The sequence below is a fragment of the Corynebacterium sp. HMSC074A01 genome, from assembly GCF_001831515.1.
In the GTDB taxonomy this organism is placed as follows: domain Bacteria; phylum Actinomycetota; class Actinomycetes; order Mycobacteriales; family Mycobacteriaceae; genus Corynebacterium.
The window spans coordinates 130712-147366 of the sequence record NZ_KV825618.1; the positions used below are offsets into that span (position 1 = coordinate 130712).

General features: G+C 67.5%; 16 protein-coding genes. 14 read left to right on the plus strand and 2 right to left on the minus strand.

What is annotated here, in order from left to right; translation table 11 throughout:
- Positions 1 to 41: 41 nt before the first annotated feature.
- Positions 42 to 587 (plus strand): hypothetical protein, encoded by a 546-nt coding sequence (locus HMPREF2550_RS06255; protein WP_070790353.1) that lies wholly within the window; start codon positions 42 to 44, stop codon positions 585 to 587.
- Entirely contained in the window at positions 587 to 1120 is a 534-nt protein-coding gene (idi, locus tag HMPREF2550_RS06260) for an isopentenyl-diphosphate Delta-isomerase (RefSeq protein WP_070790354.1), read from the plus strand. The genes HMPREF2550_RS06255 and idi overlap by 1 nt, the downstream gene beginning before the upstream one ends.
- Here idi and HMPREF2550_RS06265 read toward each other — a convergent pair.
- Positions 1117 to 2388: a carboxylesterase family protein gene (locus HMPREF2550_RS06265; RefSeq protein WP_070790355.1), complete on the minus strand. Its 1272-nt coding sequence runs from the start codon at positions 2386 to 2388 to the stop codon at positions 1117 to 1119. The genes idi and HMPREF2550_RS06265 overlap by 4 nt on opposite strands.
- Before the next feature lie 31 nt (positions 2389 to 2419).
- Here HMPREF2550_RS06265 and HMPREF2550_RS06270 point away from each other — a divergent pair, with 31 nt between their 5' ends.
- Genes HMPREF2550_RS06270 through HMPREF2550_RS12075 form a run of 3 tightly spaced genes read left to right on the plus strand, consistent with a single transcriptional unit; the run spans position 2420 to position 4722 of the window.
- The gene (locus HMPREF2550_RS06270; protein ID WP_070790356.1) at positions 2420 to 4399 is read left to right on the plus strand and encodes a M3 family metallopeptidase; all 1980 of its coding nucleotides are present in this window, start codon (positions 2420 to 2422) and stop codon (positions 4397 to 4399) included.
- Positions 4400 to 4402: 3 nt separating this feature from the next.
- Positions 4403 to 4573, plus strand: a complete 171-nt coding sequence (locus HMPREF2550_RS12255; protein ID WP_168167687.1) for a hypothetical protein — start codon at positions 4403 to 4405, stop codon at positions 4571 to 4573.
- Positions 4574 to 4578: 5 nt separating this feature from the next.
- On the plus strand, positions 4579 to 4722 hold the full coding sequence (locus tag HMPREF2550_RS12075) for a hypothetical protein (protein ID WP_038591907.1): 144 nt from the start codon (positions 4579 to 4581) through the stop codon (positions 4720 to 4722).
- On the opposite strand, the gene malQ is transcribed toward HMPREF2550_RS12075, so the two are convergent.
- Positions 4719 to 6869 carry a 4-alpha-glucanotransferase gene (gene malQ, locus HMPREF2550_RS06275; protein ID WP_083319808.1) on the minus strand — a complete coding sequence of 717 codons (2151 nt, stop codon included), beginning with the start codon at positions 6867 to 6869 and terminating at the stop codon, positions 4719 to 4721. The genes HMPREF2550_RS12075 and malQ overlap by 4 nt on opposite strands.
- A gap of 71 nt (positions 6870 to 6940) precedes the next feature.
- Between malQ and HMPREF2550_RS06280 the strand changes: the two genes are divergently transcribed.
- The 9 genes from HMPREF2550_RS06280 (at position 6941) to HMPREF2550_RS06320 (ending at position 16609) form a co-directional block, all read left to right on the plus strand.
- Positions 6941 to 8779, plus strand: a complete 1839-nt coding sequence (locus tag HMPREF2550_RS06280) for an AMP-dependent synthetase/ligase (protein WP_070790358.1) — start codon at positions 6941 to 6943, stop codon at positions 8777 to 8779.
- An 83-nt stretch (positions 8780 to 8862) separates the two neighbouring features.
- Positions 8863 to 9531: a hypothetical protein gene (locus tag HMPREF2550_RS06285; protein WP_070790359.1), complete on the plus strand. Its 669-nt coding sequence runs from the start codon at positions 8863 to 8865 to the stop codon at positions 9529 to 9531.
- Positions 9532 to 9540: 9 nt separating this feature from the next.
- Positions 9541 to 10683 (plus strand): radical SAM family heme chaperone HemW, encoded by a 1143-nt coding sequence (gene hemW, locus HMPREF2550_RS06290; protein ID WP_070790360.1) that lies wholly within the window; start codon positions 9541 to 9543, stop codon positions 10681 to 10683.
- A 31-nt stretch (positions 10684 to 10714) separates the two neighbouring features.
- On the plus strand, positions 10715 to 11734 hold the full coding sequence (gene hrcA, locus HMPREF2550_RS06295) for a heat-inducible transcriptional repressor HrcA (protein ID WP_070790361.1): 1020 nt from the start codon (positions 10715 to 10717) through the stop codon (positions 11732 to 11734).
- A gap of 49 nt (positions 11735 to 11783) precedes the next feature.
- Positions 11784 to 12929, plus strand: a complete 1146-nt coding sequence (gene dnaJ, locus HMPREF2550_RS06300) for a molecular chaperone DnaJ (protein WP_070790362.1) — start codon at positions 11784 to 11786, stop codon at positions 12927 to 12929.
- Positions 12929 to 13633, plus strand: coding sequence for a 16S rRNA (uracil(1498)-N(3))-methyltransferase (locus HMPREF2550_RS06305; protein ID WP_070790363.1), 705 nt, complete (start codon positions 12929 to 12931; stop codon positions 13631 to 13633). The genes dnaJ and HMPREF2550_RS06305 overlap by 1 nt, the downstream gene beginning before the upstream one ends.
- 31 nt (positions 13634 to 13664) lie before the next feature.
- Complete coding sequence (locus HMPREF2550_RS06310) at positions 13665 to 14711, plus strand: PhoH family protein (RefSeq protein ID WP_246819772.1); 1047 nt, start codon at positions 13665 to 13667, stop codon at positions 14709 to 14711.
- Positions 14708 to 15280 (plus strand): rRNA maturation RNase YbeY, encoded by a 573-nt coding sequence (gene ybeY, locus HMPREF2550_RS06315; RefSeq protein WP_070790365.1) that lies wholly within the window; start codon positions 14708 to 14710, stop codon positions 15278 to 15280. Before HMPREF2550_RS06310 ends, ybeY begins: the two co-directional genes overlap by 4 nt.
- A 6-nt stretch (positions 15281 to 15286) precedes the next feature.
- Positions 15287 to 16609, plus strand: a complete 1323-nt coding sequence (locus tag HMPREF2550_RS06320) for a hemolysin family protein (protein WP_070790366.1) — start codon at positions 15287 to 15289, stop codon at positions 16607 to 16609.
- Positions 16610 to 16655: the final 46 nt, after the last annotated feature.

The following is a 16655-nucleotide window of genomic DNA, read 5'->3' on the forward strand; positions in this document are numbered from 1 at the left end:
ATCGAAACGTCCACTGCTACAACGAGTTAAAAGAGGCGTGTATGTCACACCGTTCGCAGTTCATCGCCGTATTTTTGGCCGCCACCTCCGTTTTCGCGCTGTCCGGCTGCGTCAGCGGCAAGGAGAGCGAGGAGGCCCAGGAAGAGGAGATTGAGATCACCACGCCGACCGGCGCGCCTGCCCCGGAGTTCAAGGCGGAGGAGGTCGACCCGCTGGTCACCGACAAGCTCAACGGCGACCGCGTCGAGGACCCGGCGATGGACCTCTCCTACAAGTGGCAGGGCACCAGCTACGAGCCCAACGGCGGCACCGTCGTGGTGGTCGCGGTGACCAACGAGAGTGACGTGCCGATGCCCGCCGACACGCTCACCCCGCAGCTGCGCTACAACGCGGGTGGGGCCTCGATGCAGACTGCGGACCCGAAGAGCGCGGAAAACGCGGATGTGGACATCATCGGCGTGGACCTGCCGCTCGGACCTGGCGCGACCACGAACGCGAAGTATGCCTTCGACGTGTCCACGGGCAACCTGTGGGACGCCGAGTTCACCATTGGTAACGTGACGTTTAAAGGGAATCTGAATACCTAATGCGAGAGCAAGTAGTGCTTATCGACGCCACGGGGACCCCCATCGGCGCCGCCGACAAAACCGACGTACATACCGACTCCACTCCGCTGCACCTGGCGTTTTCCTGCTGGCTGCTGGATGCGGACGGCCGCCTGCTGCTCACGCGCCGCGCACTCGGCAAGCTGACCTGGCCCGGCGTGTGGACGAACTCGTTTTGCGGCCACCCGGCCCCGGGCGAGGCAGCTGTGGACGCGGTGCGCCGCCGCGCCGCCGAGGAGCTCGGCATGCCGGCAATCGACGCGATCACCGAGGTGCTGCCCGACTTCCGCTACCGCGCCGTGGACTCTTCCGGCGTGGTGGAAAACGAGGTCTGCCCGGTCTTTACCGCGCGGATGTCGCCGGGCGTGGAGCTCGACCCCAACCCGGACGAGGTGGATTCCTGGGCGTGGGTGGCCCCACAGGACGTGATCCGTGCCGCGGAGGCGACGCCGTTCGCGTTCTCGCCGTGGCTAGTCGAGGAGCTCGCCGACGAGCGCTTGCGCAACGCGCTTTAATCTACCGGTGCGAACACGCCGCGTAGGTAGCCGAGCGGGTCGGTGACTTCTTCCGCGCCCGTGCCGTCGAGGCGCACGCGCATGACGGCGCGGCCCTCCGCATAGGCGCGCCAGCCGACCTCGCTGGTGCGCGCAAAGCGGGTCAGCCACGCGTTGAGGCCCGTGCCGATTGTGAACGCTGGCGTGAGCTCTTTGGAGTGGTACGCGGGGCGGTTCTCGGTGGGGTAGAGCTCTGCCTGCCACAGCGCGCCGGGCGCGCCCTCGGCGATGTCGTCAACCCAGCGCCTGCACATTGCGTCCGAGATGAGCCGGCCGCCGACGGCGCGCGGGTCCATCGTGGCCGCGTGCTCGAGGTATTCGCGCGCCTTCCCCTTGGCCACCCCCATGTGCCGCGCCATGACGCGTGCGGCTGGCTTGCCCACTTTGGCGCGGTCGAAGGGCCTGCCGGTGGGCATGAATTCATCGCGGGTGGAGGTGACCACCAGTGGGACGTCGGCGAGCGCGCCCGCATCAAACGGGTAGGGGCCGAGCGCGATGTCGGTGAGGTACTGGGTGCGGAAGCGGCCGTAGGCGCGCGTGAGTCGCTTCGGGTTCCGTGCGGCCAGCGCGTTGAGCTCGCCGCGCAAAAGGGGCGTGCCGAGCGCGCCGCGCGCCGCCCACTTGCGGGAAGCGAAGCTGCGGCGCGGGAAGACTGGGGAGGCCGCCACCGCGCGGCGGAACTCTCCTTTGAAGTGGTCTCGGCGTGCAAGCCAGAGCGTGATGTCGGCGCCGGCGCTGTGGCCGACGAGCGTCACATTGGTGGGGTCGCCGCCGAAGGCCTCGATGTTGCGCTGGATCCACGTGAGCGCCGTCGCGCAATCCTGCACGGCGCGGTATTCGTACGAAGCATCGTCGGCAAACGGCAGCATGCCGGGGAACTTCAGCCGGTAGCCGACGCGCACGTGCACGAAACCCTCGCGGGCAAAGCCTTCTGCGTTGCTGTAGGTATCGGTGTGGCTGCCCTCCTCGAAGCGCCCGCCGTGGATGTAGACGAGAACCGGCAGGTCGTCGTTTCTGCGCGCGCCTTCCGGGGTAGCGATGGAAAGCCGGTTGGTGCCGTGTTCCGGGGAGGTGGCGTCGATAAGCAAGCCCATCGGCGAGGGCTCGGGCGCGTCGAACGGAGCCGGAACATGTGCGTACGGGATGGAGTGGAAGCTGCGCACCTGCCCGTCGCTGGTGCCGACGATCGCGCCGGCGGGGCAAGTGACTTGGGTTTCGCGCGTAGCCATGCCGCAATCTTAAACGCCTAAGATGGCCGCCATGACCAATCCACTGCTTGCACCATCGACGTTGCCGTACCAACTGCCCGACTTCGACGCCATCGAACTGGCCCACGTCGAGCCGGCGTTTGATCAGGCGCTCGCCCGCCACGAGGCGGAGATCGCCGCGATCTGCGCGGAAGCGACCCCAACGTGGGAAAACACCGTCGAGGCCTTCGAGCTGGCCGGCGCGGACGTAGAGCGCGTGGCTGCCTGGTTCTTCAACCTGCAGGGCACCGACGCCACCGCCGAGTTCGACGCCGTGGCCGATCGCATCGTGCCGCAACTAACCGCGCACACCGACGCGATCTACCAAAACGCCGAGCTCTACCACCGGCTGCGCGCCGTCGAGGTGCCCGCGGACGAGGAGTCGCAGCGCCTCCACGACCTGCTTCTGCGCCGCTTTACCCGCCGCGGCGCGGACCTCGACGCTGCAGGCCAGGCGCGGTTGCGCGAGATCAACGAGCGGCTTGCCAAACTCTCCGAGCACTTCGGCCGCAACCTGCTCGCCGACACCAAGCGACTCGCTGTCCGCTTCACCCGCGAGGAACTGGCGGGCGCAAGCGAGGACCAGCTCGCCGCGTTTGCCGACGGCGACAGCTACCTCGTCCCCATCGAACTGCCCTCGACCCAGTCGCTGCAGGCCGACCTCAGCGATCCCGCCGCCCGCCGCGCGCTTTTCGACGCCTCCCTTAAACGCGGCACCGAATCCAACGCCCCACTCGTGCGCGAGGCGGTCGCGCTGCGCCAGGAGCGCGCGCAACTGCTCGGCTTTGCCACGCACGCCGACTACGTCATCGCGGAGGAGACCGCGGGCAACGCGGACGCGGCACGCGCGCTGATCGCGGACCTCGCGCCGGCTGCGGCGGCGAACGCGGCCGCCGAGCGCAAGCTCGACGGTGAGCTCGCGATCTCGCGCGGGGCAGACCTCGGCGAGGACGGTCTCGACGGTGCCGACTGGCCGTACTGGTCCGCACAGCGCCGAGCCGAGGAGCTCGACGTCGACGAGGCGGAGCTGCGCAAGTACTTCCCGCTGCGACAGGTGCTCGAGGACGGCGTGTTTTACGCGGCGCACCTGCTCTACGGCATCACCGTGACCCTCCGCGAAGACCTGCGCGCCTACCGCGACGACGTACAGGTGTGGGAGGTCAAAGACCACGACGGCACAGGCCTCGGCCTGCTGCTGACCGACTATTCCGCCCGCGAAAGCAAGCGCGGCGGCGCCTGGATGAGCAGCTTCGTCGACCAGTCGCATCTTGCCAACACCAAGCCGGTGGTGGTCAACGTGATGAGTGTGAACAGCGAGCTGCTCACTATCGACGAGGTCACCACCGTCTTCCACGAGTTCGGCCACGCCCTCCACGGCCTGCTGTCCAACGTGCGCTACCCGTCGCTGTCCGGCACCAACGTGCCGCGCGACTGGGTCGAGTTCCCCTCGCAGATCAACGAGAACTACGCCTTCGCCCCCGAGATCGTGCGCAACTACGCCCGCCACGTGGACACCGGCGCGCCGCTTCCCGCCGCCATGCTGGACGCGGTGCGCGCCTCGCGCACGTTCGGCCAGGGCTTCGCCACCGCCGAGTACTTGGCTGCTGCCGCGATCGACCTCGAGTGGCACTCGCTTGATCGCACCCCGCCGGAAGACATCGAAGCTTTCGAACACGACGTCCTGCGCCGCTACCATCTCGACGTACCGGGGCTGACCCCGCGCTACCGCTCGACCTGGTTCAACCACATCTTCGCCGGCGGCTACTCCGCGGGCTACTACTCCTACCTGTGGGCAGAGGCGCTCGACGCCGACGGTTTCGAGCTGATCCGCGAACAGGGAATTAACCGCGAAACAGGGGAGAAGTTCCGCGAAGAGATCCTCGCCCGCGGCGCTTCCCGCGACTTCGCGGACGCCTACCGCGCCTTCCGTGGCCGCGACAAGGACACCCGCCCGCTGCTTATCCGCCGCGGCCTCGAGGGGACGGCGGTGTAGCGCATGTTCGCCTTAAGCCCCTGGCTGCAGCTGCCGATCGTGCTGATCGTCGCGCTCCCGCTCGCGTCGGTGGCGGCGTGGGCGATGCTGCGGGTCACCGACTGGCTGGCGTACCAGCGCAACCAGGCGCGCGCACGGCAGTTGCCGACCGAGCCTGCCCGCGAAGTAGACTAAGCGCCATGGCCAACCCGGAAGAACTGCGTAAGCAGGATCAGCAGCTGCCGAAGCCGCAGCGCAAGTACCCGCAGTCGCGCGTGACGCAGGCGCTCTACGTCATGCTCGCGCTCGTCGTCATCGCCGCGCTGGTCGGCAGCCTGGTCTAGACCGCGCCCGGCCGGCGCGACGCCTCGGCGACGCGGTGGAACAGCGGGTTGTCGGCGAGGTCGTCGATGAGGACGGGGGTGCCGGTCGCGTCGGTAAGCGGGATGCACCAGTTGGAGTATTGCTCCGAATTCGTGCCGGGCTGGTTCTGGATGCGGCGATCGCCGACCATGTCCACCAGGTTCGTCACCGTCATCGCCGACGGGGTCGACGCGATGAAGCGGGTTAGCCCCACCAGCAAATCGTCAAGGGAACCCGCAGCGTCGAACTCGCCGAGGTCGTACTGGCTAAAGTCCGTCTCTGCGAACGCGGTGTCTGCAAACGCGCCCTCGGCGCGAGCCTGGTTGAGCACGCGCCCGATCCACACGCCGTCGTTGGCGTTGAGCTCGTCCAGCGACTGGCTGACTAGCCCCAGCTTGGAACGTAGCTCGTTGTGCGCGCCCTCGAGGTAGCCGGCCGTCGGCGGCAGGTCGTGCGTGCCGACTGCGGACAGCGCGAGGTGGCGGTACTGGTCCGCGGGCCGCGGCGCGCCCGCCGGCGGGATGGACTCGAACCAGAGCACCGAAGTGCCGAAGATGCCGGTGTCGCGCAGCACGTCCTGCACCCACGGCTCGAAGGTGCCCAGGTCTTCGCCGACGACAACCGCGCCCGCGCGCTGCGCCTCCAGCAGCAAGATGCCCACCATCGCGCGGTGGTCGTAGTTCATATACAGCCCGTCGGCCGGGGTGTCTTCGCGCGGCAGCCAGAACAGGCGGAACAGGCCCAAGATGTGGTCGACGCGGATGCCGCCGGAGTGGCGCAGCACGGTGCGCAGCAGGTCGCGCCACGGTGCGTAGCCCTCACGCGCCAGCGCCTCCGGGTTCCACGGCGGCTGCGACCAGTCCTGGCCCTGCTGCGAGTACTGGTCCGGCGGCGCGCCAACAGAAGCGGCGGGCACGAGGACGTCGGCAAGCGTGTGCGCGTCCGCCCCGTCGGGGTGGATGCCCACGGCGAGGTCGGTCATGATGCCGATGCGCATCCCGGCGGCAAGCGCCCGGTCTTGGGCGACGCGGCGCTGCTCGTCGGCGATGAACTGCAGCCACATGTAGAACCGCACCGTTTCCTCGTCCGCCTCCGCTGCGGCGTGCTGGCCGCGGGTAAACGCGGCGGCGCGCGAAGCGCACCACTGCGCGAACTCGCGCAGGCCCTCGCCCTCGTCGAGGGTGTAGAGCTCGAAGTCGTGGGCGCGGCCCTCATCCTGCTGCGAGAGGTAGAATAGCTCGCGCAACACGGCGAGTTTGGTGCCGAAGACCTCGTTGCGCGCAAGCGGGTCGGCCGTCAAGTTCATGGCCTTCAAGGGGGCTGCGAGCTCGTCGATATCGGCGCGGGTGTCTGCGTCTAGGCGCGCGTACTCGGGCACGGCCTCGACCGAGATGTAGATGGGGTTGACAAAGCGGCGCGAGGTCGGCAGGTACGGCGAGTCCTCTACCGGCGGCACCGGCTGCGCGGCGTGCACGGGGTTGATCAGCAGGTAGTCGGCACCCTCGGCGGCGACGGTCTCGGCCAGGCGAGCTAGGTCCTCGAAGTCGCCCACACCCCAGGACTGCGACGAGCGCACCGAGTACAGCTGCGCCATCACACCGTAGTTGGGGCGCTGCACGCACGCCTCGTTCGATTGCAAGCGCGCGGGCACGACGATCAGCGTGCACACCTCGTGCAGGTTGTCGGACTCTAAGTGCAGCTCGTGCCAGCCCTCCGGCAGGTCACCGGGGACGTGGAAGGTCGCTTCGCCCCACACCGTGCCGTCGGGGGCGGTGGTCGGCGGCGTCCAGTTTTCGTCCTGGTAGGCATCGCGCGAGGAGCCGTCCTCGAGGCGGATCCAGCAGTGCGCGTAGTGCCCGTCGTGGACGTGCACGTTGAAGTGCTGCTCTTCGCCCGCGGTCGCCACCACGGTGGGCGGGAGGGGGCGGGTGGCGAGTTCGGTCGCGCGGGCGTCGAGAAGCGAGCGGAGCGCTTCGTCGGTGGGGGAGTCGGGCACATCGACGCCGATGGCGCGCAGCAATTTGAGGAAGGACTGGTTAGGTGGGGTGGTCAGCTGCCCGTCGGAGGCTCGGTAGGTGGTGCCGAAGCCGTAGGACTGGGCCAGGGACAGCAAAAGTTCCTCATTCATCACAGTCAATATTGTGCCAAACGCGCGTGACCGGAGCCAGGTGAGGCTTCCACGCGGTAGGGTGAGGGCTTATGTCGCAGAATGCATACACCACGGAACTCGGTTTTACTGTGCCGCCGGAAGAGAACTGCCTCAGCCAGCTCATCGAGCTGTGTACGATGCAGCCGCACATCGTGCTCTTTTCGCGGCCGCGCAACTACGACTGGGTCAACGTGACCGCAGGCGAGTTCCTCGAAGAGGTCTACGAGGCCGCGAAGGGCCTGGTGGCCGCCGGTGTGGAGGCGGGCGACCGCGTGGCGATTTTGTCGGCGACGCGCTACGAGTGGGCGCTGATGGACTTTGCCATCTGGGCCGCGGGCGCGATCTCCGTGCCGATTTACCCGTCGAGCTCGATGTCGCAGATCCAGTGGATCCTCGAGGACTCCGGCGCGAAGCTGGCGCTGACCGAAACGCGCGAGCACACGCAGCTGATCAGCTCGTTCTTGCTGCAAGACGACGGCACGCCCCGGCTCGCCGGCTCGACCTCCAAGCTGCAAAAGATCTACGAATTTAATGCTTCCGGCGTGGAGACGCTGAAGTTTGAGGGTCGGGACGTCGAGCAGTCGCTTATCGACGCCCGCGTGGCCGCCATCACCCACGACCACATCGGCTCCCTCGTCTACACCTCCGGCACCACCGGCCGCCCGAAGGGCGTGGAGCTGACTCACGGCAACTGGATCTACCAGACGCGCGCGCTGATCTTCAACGACATCGGCGAGGTCGCCGTGCCCGGCAAGCGCGTCGTGACGTTTCTGCCGCTCGCGCACGTGCTGCAGCGCGCCGTTGCGCTCGCGCTCGCGATCGCGGGTGCCACACAATCGCACTGGTCGGATACCTCCACGCTGACGGTGGAGCTGCAGCGCGCCCGGCCGAACATGGTGCTGGGCGTCCCGCGCGTGTTTGAAAAGGTGCGCAACGCCGCCTACAACAAGGCCGCCGACGGCTCCGCAGTGGGCAAGCGCGTGTTCCTGGAGGCGGAGCGCGCGGCGATCGAGTACTCGAAGGCAATGGAAACGCCCGAGGGTCCGACGCGCGTGCAGAAGGCGAAGCGCAAGGTCTTTGAAAAGCTCGTCTACTCCAAGCTCAAGGAGGCCATGGGCGGGGCGGTGTCCTACGGCATTACCGGCGGCTCCGCGATGAGCCCGGAGCTGTCGCACTTCTTCCGCGGCATGGGCATCCCCGTCTACGAGGGCTACGGGCTCACCGAAACCTGCGCCGCCGCGTGCGTGAACAACAAGGTGCGCCAGAAGATCGGCACCGTCGGCCCGCCGGTCAACGGCTACTCGGTGCGCATCAACGACGACGGCGAAATCGAGTTCGCAGGCCCCGGCGTGATCAAGCAGTACTGGAACAACCCCGAGGCCACCGCCGAGGCCTTTGACGGCGAATGGTTCAACACCGGCGATCTCGGCGAGGTCGACGACGAGGGCTTTGTGCGGATTACCGGCCGCAAGAAGGACCTGATTGTCACCGCCGGCGGCAAGAACGTCTCGCCCGGTCCGATGGAGGAGATCATCCGCCAGGACCCGCTGATCTCGAACGCGCTGATCGTCGGCGACGGCAAGCCGTTCATCGGCGTGCTGGTCACGCTCGACGAGGATGAGTTGGCCCGCTGGAAGGCCAACCGCAACATCCCCGAGCACCGCAAGCTCGCCGAGCTCGCTCAGGACGCGAGCCTGCGCGCCGAGGTCCAGGACGCGATCAACATGGCCAACGCCACCGTCTCGCACGCCGAGGCGATCAAGAAGTTCCGCATCCTCGACCGCGACCTGTCCGAGCAGGAGAACGAGATGACGCCGACGATGAAGGTCAAGCGCAACGTCGTCTTTGAGCGCTTCAGCGAGGACATCGACAAGCTCTACGAGCGGTAGCGGCGCGCCTTCCACGCCGCCGCGCCGCCGTGGCTTAGCATGGCTCCCAGCAAATCTTTAGTTGAACCGAAGGGGGCTTACCCGTGCGCAAGACAGCGGCTATGCTGCGGCACCGTGAGCTCACGCAGGAGATTTACAACATCGGCGACGAGGTCGCCGAGTACATCGAGCACATCGCCGAAGCGGTCGCGGACTACGACGGGGAGCTCACCGACGACTGCCTCGCCGAGTTCGTCGAGATCGCCGACGACGCCCGCGTGGACGCGCGCCGGGTCGTCGGCGAGTTGATCGGGCTGCGCCAGGCGCTGACCTCCGGCATGCGCGCCGGCGTGCTCTCGGCGTCCGCGTGTCCCGAGGAGAAGATCCCGGAGCCCGAGCTTCTCGACGCCGCAGGCCTCACCGACCTCTTCCCACTCGCCGCCCCCTTCTCCGTCCAAACCATGGAGGACGCGCTCACCGGACGCACCGATCTTACGGTGCAGCACCTCACCGAGATCGTCTCCTACACCCTGGAGCAGACCGACATGGTCGCCCGCGAGCTCGGCGCGGTAAGCCTGCCGCATCTGTTCGCCACCGTTGCCGAGCTCGTCGAGGCGGTTGTCGACGGCTGGGTGGAAACCGTCTGCGTCGACCACCCCGCGTTCGCGCGTACCATGCGCGGGACGAACCCGCCGGAGTTTCTGGAAGAACGCGCCCGGATCAACCGGATCGTGGAGAAGGTCGCCGCCAAGCGTTCGCGCCGCGGTGCCTAGACTGGCCGCATGGCTGAATCCGAGACAGGTCGAAACACCTTCGGCGTCTACATCCACGTCCCCTTCTGCGCGACCCGCTGCGGCTACTGCGACTTCAACACCTACACACCCAACGAGGTGGCCTCTTCCCACGCGGAATACTTCGACGCGCTCGAGCGGGAGCTTGAACTCGCCGCTGCACGGGTCGACGCGCGCGGTGCGGACACGGTGTTTATCGGCGGCGGCACGCCCTCGCTGCTCGGCGCGGCGGGTTTGGGGCGTGTGCTGGACGCGGTGCGCGGCACCTTTGGCCTTTTGCCTGGTGCGGAGGTGACCACGGAGTCGAACCCGGAGTCCACCAGCCCCGAGTACTTCGCGGGCCTTCTCGACGCGGGCTTCACGCGCGTCTCACTGGGCATGCAGTCGGCGTCCGCGCCCGTGCTCAAGGTGCTCGACCGCGCACACACGCCGGGCCGCGCGGTCGCTGCGGCGAGGGAGGCGCGCGCCGCCGGGTTCGCGCAGGTCAACCTCGACATGATCTACGGCACGCCGACGGAAACCGACGACGACGTCCGCAAAACCCTCGACGCCATCCTCTCTGCCGACGTCGACCACGTCTCCGCCTACTCGCTTATCGTCGAGGACGGCACGGCGATGGCGCGCAAGGTCCGCCGCGGCGAGCTGCCCGCGCCGCAGGAGGAGGTCTACGCGCGCCGCTACGAGTTGATCGCCGAAACGCTCGAGGACGCCGGCTTCGACTGGTACGAGGTGTCGAACTGGGCCAAGCCGGGCGGGGAGTGCCGCCACAACCTGCTCTACTGGCGCGGCGGCCAGTGGTGGGGTGCGGGCCCGGGCGCGCATTCCTTCATCGGCCGCGAGCGCTTCGCCAACGTCAAGCGCCCCGAGCGCTACGCTGCGCTCTTGCGCGACGGCGAGCTGCCCGTGGACTTCTCCGAAACGCTCACCGACGAGCAGCGCCACGACGAGCAAGTGATGCTCGGCCTGCGGCTCAAGGAGGGTATTCCTGCCGGTTGGGTAGGCCAGGGGGCGCGGGGGATCGTCGAGAAGCATGTGCGCGGCGGGCTTTTAACTTTCGGCGAACGCATTGCGGTGACCGATGCGGGCCGGCTGCTTGCCGACGGCATCGTGACCGATATTTTGGCCGCCGAGTAGGATAGCTGGCAGTCGATGAGAGGGAGTGCTAATGAGTGCTGCTGATGAGCGCCGCCGCGCGGTGCTGCGCGCAATCGTTGCCGACTACATCGCGCAGCAAGAACCCGTCGGATCCAAGGCGCTGGTGGAGCGCCACAAGCTGGGCGTGAGCTCGGCGACCATCCGCAACGACATGAGCGTGCTGGAGCAACAGGGCTACATCAGCCAGACCCACACCTCCTCGGGGCGCATCCCCACGCAGGCCGGCTACCGCGCGTTTGTCGACGCGCTGCACGACGACGTCAAGCCGCTGTCGGTGGCCGAGCGTCACGCCATCCTCGACTTCCTCGAACACGGCGTGGACCTCGAGGACGTGCTGCGCCGCAGCGTGCAGTTGCTCGCGCAGCTGACCAACCAGGCCGCCGTCGTGCAGCTGCCCAACCTCGAGATCTCCCGGGTCAAGCACTGCGAAGTCGTCGCACTCACACCGACGCGCCTGCTGCTCGTCGTGATCACCGACACCGGGCGCGTCGACCAGCGCAACGTGGAGCTCGCCAGCCCGCTTGCCGACGCCCACGTGCCCGTGCTCCGCGACCTGCTCAACGACATCCTCGTCGGCCGCACCATGCGCGAGGCCACCGCCGGGCTGTCCACTCTGCACGCGCGCGCCCCGCGCGAACTCGCCGACGCGGTGTCGCGGTGTACCGCGGTGCTCGTGGACACGCTCGTCGACACCACCGCGGACCGGCTGCTCATCGCAGGCGCGGGCAACCTCACTGTGCACCGGCTCGCCGACCTGCACAGCGTCATCGACGCGCTCGAGCAGCAAGTCGTGGTGCTGAAACTGCTCGCCACCGCCCAAGACATGGAGCGGGTCTCGGTGCGGATCGGGCGCGAAAACGAGAACGAGGAATTTTCCCAGGCAGCAATTGTTACTACTGCGTATGGAGCCGGCGATGAGGCGCTCGGCGGGCTCGGGGTGGTGGGGCCGACCTACATGGACTACCCCGGTACCATGCAGAAGGTTGCCACCGTCGCGCGCTACATCAGCCGCATCCTGCAGGGCGAATGACGCGGCGTGCGCCGCAAGTGAACGTCTAACACTGTGAAAGGTTTGAATTTTGGCACGTGACTATTACGGCATCCTCGGCGTGGACCGGGAAGCCACCGAGCAGGAGATTAAGAAGGCGTACCGCAAGCTCGCCCGCAAATACCACCCGGACGTGAACCCGTCCGAGGAGGCGGAGGAGAAATTCGCGGAGCTCTCGCTCGCCCAGGAGGTGCTGCTGGATCCGAAGAAGCGCAGCATCGTTGACCGCGGCGGCGACCCGATGGAGCAGGGGGGCGGCGCGCCCGGCGGTGCTGGCGGTTTCGGCGGCTTTGGCGGCGTCGGCGACATCTTCGAGGCGTTCTTCGGCGGCGGCGCGGGCGGACGCGAACCGCGCTCCCGCGTCCAGCCGGGCAACGACGCGCTGCTGCGCACCCAGATCACCCTCGAGGAGGCGTTTTCCGGCGTGCGCAAGGAAGTCACCGTGGATACCGCGGTGCTGTGCGACAAGTGCCACGGCTCCGGCTCGGAGTCGGGCGCCAAACCGCAGACCTGCGACTACTGCAAGGGTCACGGTGCGGTCCAGGAGATGCAGCAGTCCTTCCTGGGCAACGTGATGACCACGCATGAGTGCCCGAAGTGCCACGGCTACGGCGAGGTCATTACGGACCCCTGCCGCCAGTGCGCCGGCGACGGCCGCGTGCGCGCCACCCGCGACCTGACGGTGAAAATCCCGGCCGGCATCGCCTCCGGCATGCGCATCCGCATGGCCGATCAGGGCGAGGTCGGCCACGGCGGCGGCCCGGCCGGCGACCTCTACGTCGAGGTCCACACCACCCCGCACAAGGTCTTCGCCCGCGAGGGCAACGACCTCCACCTCGAGCTGCGCCTGCCCATGTACGACGCCGCGCTCGGCACCGAACTGCACGTGGACAACCTGGCTGGCGAGACCACCACGATCACCGTACCCGCAGGCGTGCAGCCGGGCGAAGAGATCGTGCTTGACGGCGAAGGTATGCCGAAGCTGCGCGCCGAGGGTGCCGGCGACATGATCGCGCACGTCCAGGTGGTCGTGCCGACCGAGCTGTCGAAGGAGGAGCGCACCAGCCTGGAGAAGCTGCGCGAGGGCCACGCCGATACGGCGCGCGTGCACGCCGGCTCCGACGACGGCGGCGGCGACGGCTTCTTCTCCCGGATGCGTGACAGGTTCCGTCGCTAATGAGCCTGCCGTACTTCTACGCGCCACAGCCCGCCGACGGTGTGCTCACCGGCGCGGAAGCGAAACATGCGAATGTTAAGCGCATCGCGCCCGGCGATCGCATCATGCTTGTCGACGGCACCGGCCACACCGCCGAAGTCACCGTTAGCGAATGCACCCGCGAGCGCGTTTCCGGCGACGTCGTCGCCGAGCGCACCGTGAAGCCGCCGCAGCCACAGGTGGTGCTGGTGCAGGCAGTGCCGAAGTCGGAGCGCGCCGAGCTCGCGGTCGACCTCGCAGTCCAGGGCGGCGTCGACGCCATCATCCCGTGGATCTCGCACCGCACCATCGCCCGCTGGAGCGCGGACAAGCAGGACAAACAGGTGCAGAAGTGGCGCAATCAGGCGATCGCGTCCGCGAAGCAGTCGCGCCGCGCGATCTGGCCGACCGTGCACGACCCGGTCACCACAAACCAGCTCGCCGAGCGCCTGCGCGGCGCGCGCGCGATCGTGCTGCACGAGGACGCGACCACGCCGATTACGGACGTCGACTTTAGCGGCGTCGAAACGCTGTACGTCCTGGTCGGCCCGGAGGGCGGGATCGGCCAAGATGAGTTAGATTTGCTCGGGGCCCAGCCCGTGCGGCTGGGGCCGCAGGTCCTGCGCACAGCGAGCGCCGGGTTTGCGGCACTGTGCGCCATCGGCGCATTGACATCTCGCTGGTAGCGTTGGGAGCACAATGCACAATCACAATGACGTGAACACTTCGCACGCCGCGGGCGATTCGGCGAAGGTGACCCGCAAACTCGATCTCGACTCGGCTTACGCGCAGGCAGTCCTCGGCGTCAACGACGCGAACCTACGGGTACTTAACCGCCAGCTCGCGGCGAACCTGCACGCGCGCGGCAACACGCTCACGGTGCGCGGCACGGAGGCCGAGGTGGCCTACGCGGCGCGCGTCGTCGACGAGCTGGAGTCCATGGCCCGCCGCGGCGTACCCGTCGACCAGGACACCGTCGTCCAGGCGGTGCGCATCACGGAGGCGGACGCGCCGGAATCGGCCGCGGAGATCCTCGGCGCGGAGATCGTCTCGCGGCGCGGCAAGGTGATCCGCCCGAAGACGGCGGGCCAGCGCGCATACGTCGACGCGATCGACGAGCACACCATCACTTTCGGCATCGGCCCGGCCGGTTCCGGCAAGACCTACCTCGCGGTGGCAAAGGCGGTGCAGGCGCTGCAGGCTAAGGAGGTCAAGCGCATCATTTTGACCCGCCCCGCGGTGGAGGCAGGCGAGAAGCTGGGCTTTTTGCCCGGCACGCTCAGCGACAAGATCGACCCGTACCTGCGCCCGCTGTACGACGCGTTGCGCGACATGATCGACCCGGAGACGATCCCCAAGTTGGTCGACGCCGGCATCATCGAGGTCGCCCCGCTCGCGTACATGCGCGGCCGCACGCTCTCGGACGCGTTCGTGATTCTGGACGAGGCGCAGAACACGACCGGCGCGCAGATGAAGATGTTCCTCACCCGTCTCGGCTTCGGCTCGAAGATGGTGGTCACTGGCGATATTTCCCAGGTGGATCTGCCGCGCGGCACGGTCTCGGGCCTGCGCGTGGCGCGTCGCATCCTCGCCAACATTGAGGACATCGCGTTTCAGGAGATGCGCGGCGAGGACGTCGTGCGCCATCACCTGATTTCCCGCATCGTCGCCGCGTACGACCGGCACGATGCCCAGAATTCGATGCGCTATGAGAAGCGTCAGCGCGAGATTGAGCGCGAGCGCGAACAGGAGGCCAAGCAGTGAGCATTGAGGTTCTCAACGAGTCCGGAGAGGCGGAAGTCAATGAGCAAATGCTTATCGACGTCTGCTCGTTCGCACTCCAAGCGATGGACGTCCACCCCGACACCGAGGCCACCATCACGCTCGTCGACGAAGCGACGATGGCGGATCTCCACGTGCGCTGGATGGACCTGGAGGGCCCCACGGATGTGATGAGCTTCCCCATGGACGAGCTGACCCCGGGCGGCGGACGCCCCGACGCGAACCCGCTCGGCGCGGCGATGCTCGGCGACATCATCCTGTGCCCGGCATTCGACCGTAAGCAGGCCGAAATGGCCGGCCACGACCTCGCCCACGAGCTCGCGCTGCTCACCGTCCACGGCGTGCTGCACCTGTTGGGCTACGACCACATCCAGCCCGCCGACGAGCGTGAGATGTTCGCGCTGCAGAACGAGATCCTCGCCGACTGGTACGACTCCCTAGCGGCCCGCGACGTCGAATACCAGCCCAAGCCCACCGGCCCGCACGCATTTCCATCGGCTGCAGACCGCGAGGAGCTCGACCGCCGGATGCGCGAGCGGGGAGAAAACTAGACTTTTATGCATCACACCATCATCTATGGCGTTGTCACGGTTGTGGCGATGCTGCTTTCGGGCCTATTCGGCTCTGTAGAATCCGCTCTGTCACCGGTGTCCCGCGCTCGCGTGGAAAACATGGTCAAGGACGAGGTAGCGGGCGCGCCCGCGCTGCTGCGCGTAGTCAACTCGCGTGCAAACCACATCAATATGCTGGTCATGCTGCGCACCGTGCTGGACATCACCGCGGCCGTGTTCGCGGCGATGACGGCGATGGACTTGATTGAGCAAGATGCGTGGGCGATCACCGCTGCCGTGGTGGCGGTGGCGCTGCTGCAATTCGGCATCATCGGCGTCTTCGCCCGCACCGCCGGCAAGCGCAACCCATATACGATTTCTTTGAAGGCCGCGCAGTGGCTGGTGCTCTTCCACGCAGTGTTCGGCCCGGTAGCCCGCGGGCTGATCAAGTTGGGCAACGTGTTCCACCCCGGCGAGGATTTCCGTGACGGCCCTTATGCCACCGAGGTGGAGTTGCGCGAAGCCGTCGACATCGCGCAGGAAAAGGGCGTGGTGGAAACAACCGAGGGGCGGATGATCCAGAACATCTTCGACCTCGCCTCGACGCCCGCCCGCCAAGTGATGGTGCCGCGACCCGAGATGATCTGGATCGAAGGCGAGAAGACGGCACGCCAGGCGACCAGCCTGATGGTGCGCTCCGGGCATTCGCGCGTGCCGCTGATCGGCGACAGCGTCGACGAGATCGTCGGTGTCTCCTACCTGAAGGACATGTTCGGCCCGAACGGCGCGCCAGTCGCCGCGTCCACGGTGCTCACCGAGTTCATGCGCGAGCCGCTATTCGTGCCGGAGTCGAAGCCGCTCGACGAGCTGCTGCGGCAGATGCAGCAGCAGAACATGCACATCGCGATCGTCATCGACGAGTTCGGCAACGTCGCCGGTCTGCTCACAATGGAGGACCTGCTGGAGGAAATCGTCGGCGAGATCACCGACGAGTACGACGAGGACGAGGACGCCCCGATCGAGCAGGTCGGCGAGCGCCGCTTCCGCGCGCAATCCCGCCTGCCGCTCGACGACCTTGTCGACTACCTCGAGGACCACTTCGACTACACGGTGGAGTTCGACGACGCGCTCACCGACTCCGTCGACACCGTCGCCGGCCTCTTGTCCTACCAGCTGGGCCGCGTCCCGTTGCCGGGCTCATCGACCGTCATCGACGGCGTGCGCTACACCGCCGAGGGCGGCTTCGACCGCCGCGGCCGGATCAAGACCCGCACCGTGCTTATCGACGTCCCCGCCCAACCCGCCGAACCCTTCGCCCCCGAAGCCTAGACTTTGTCCGCCCTTAACGCGGGCGTTGTGCGGCGCGGGTGCACAA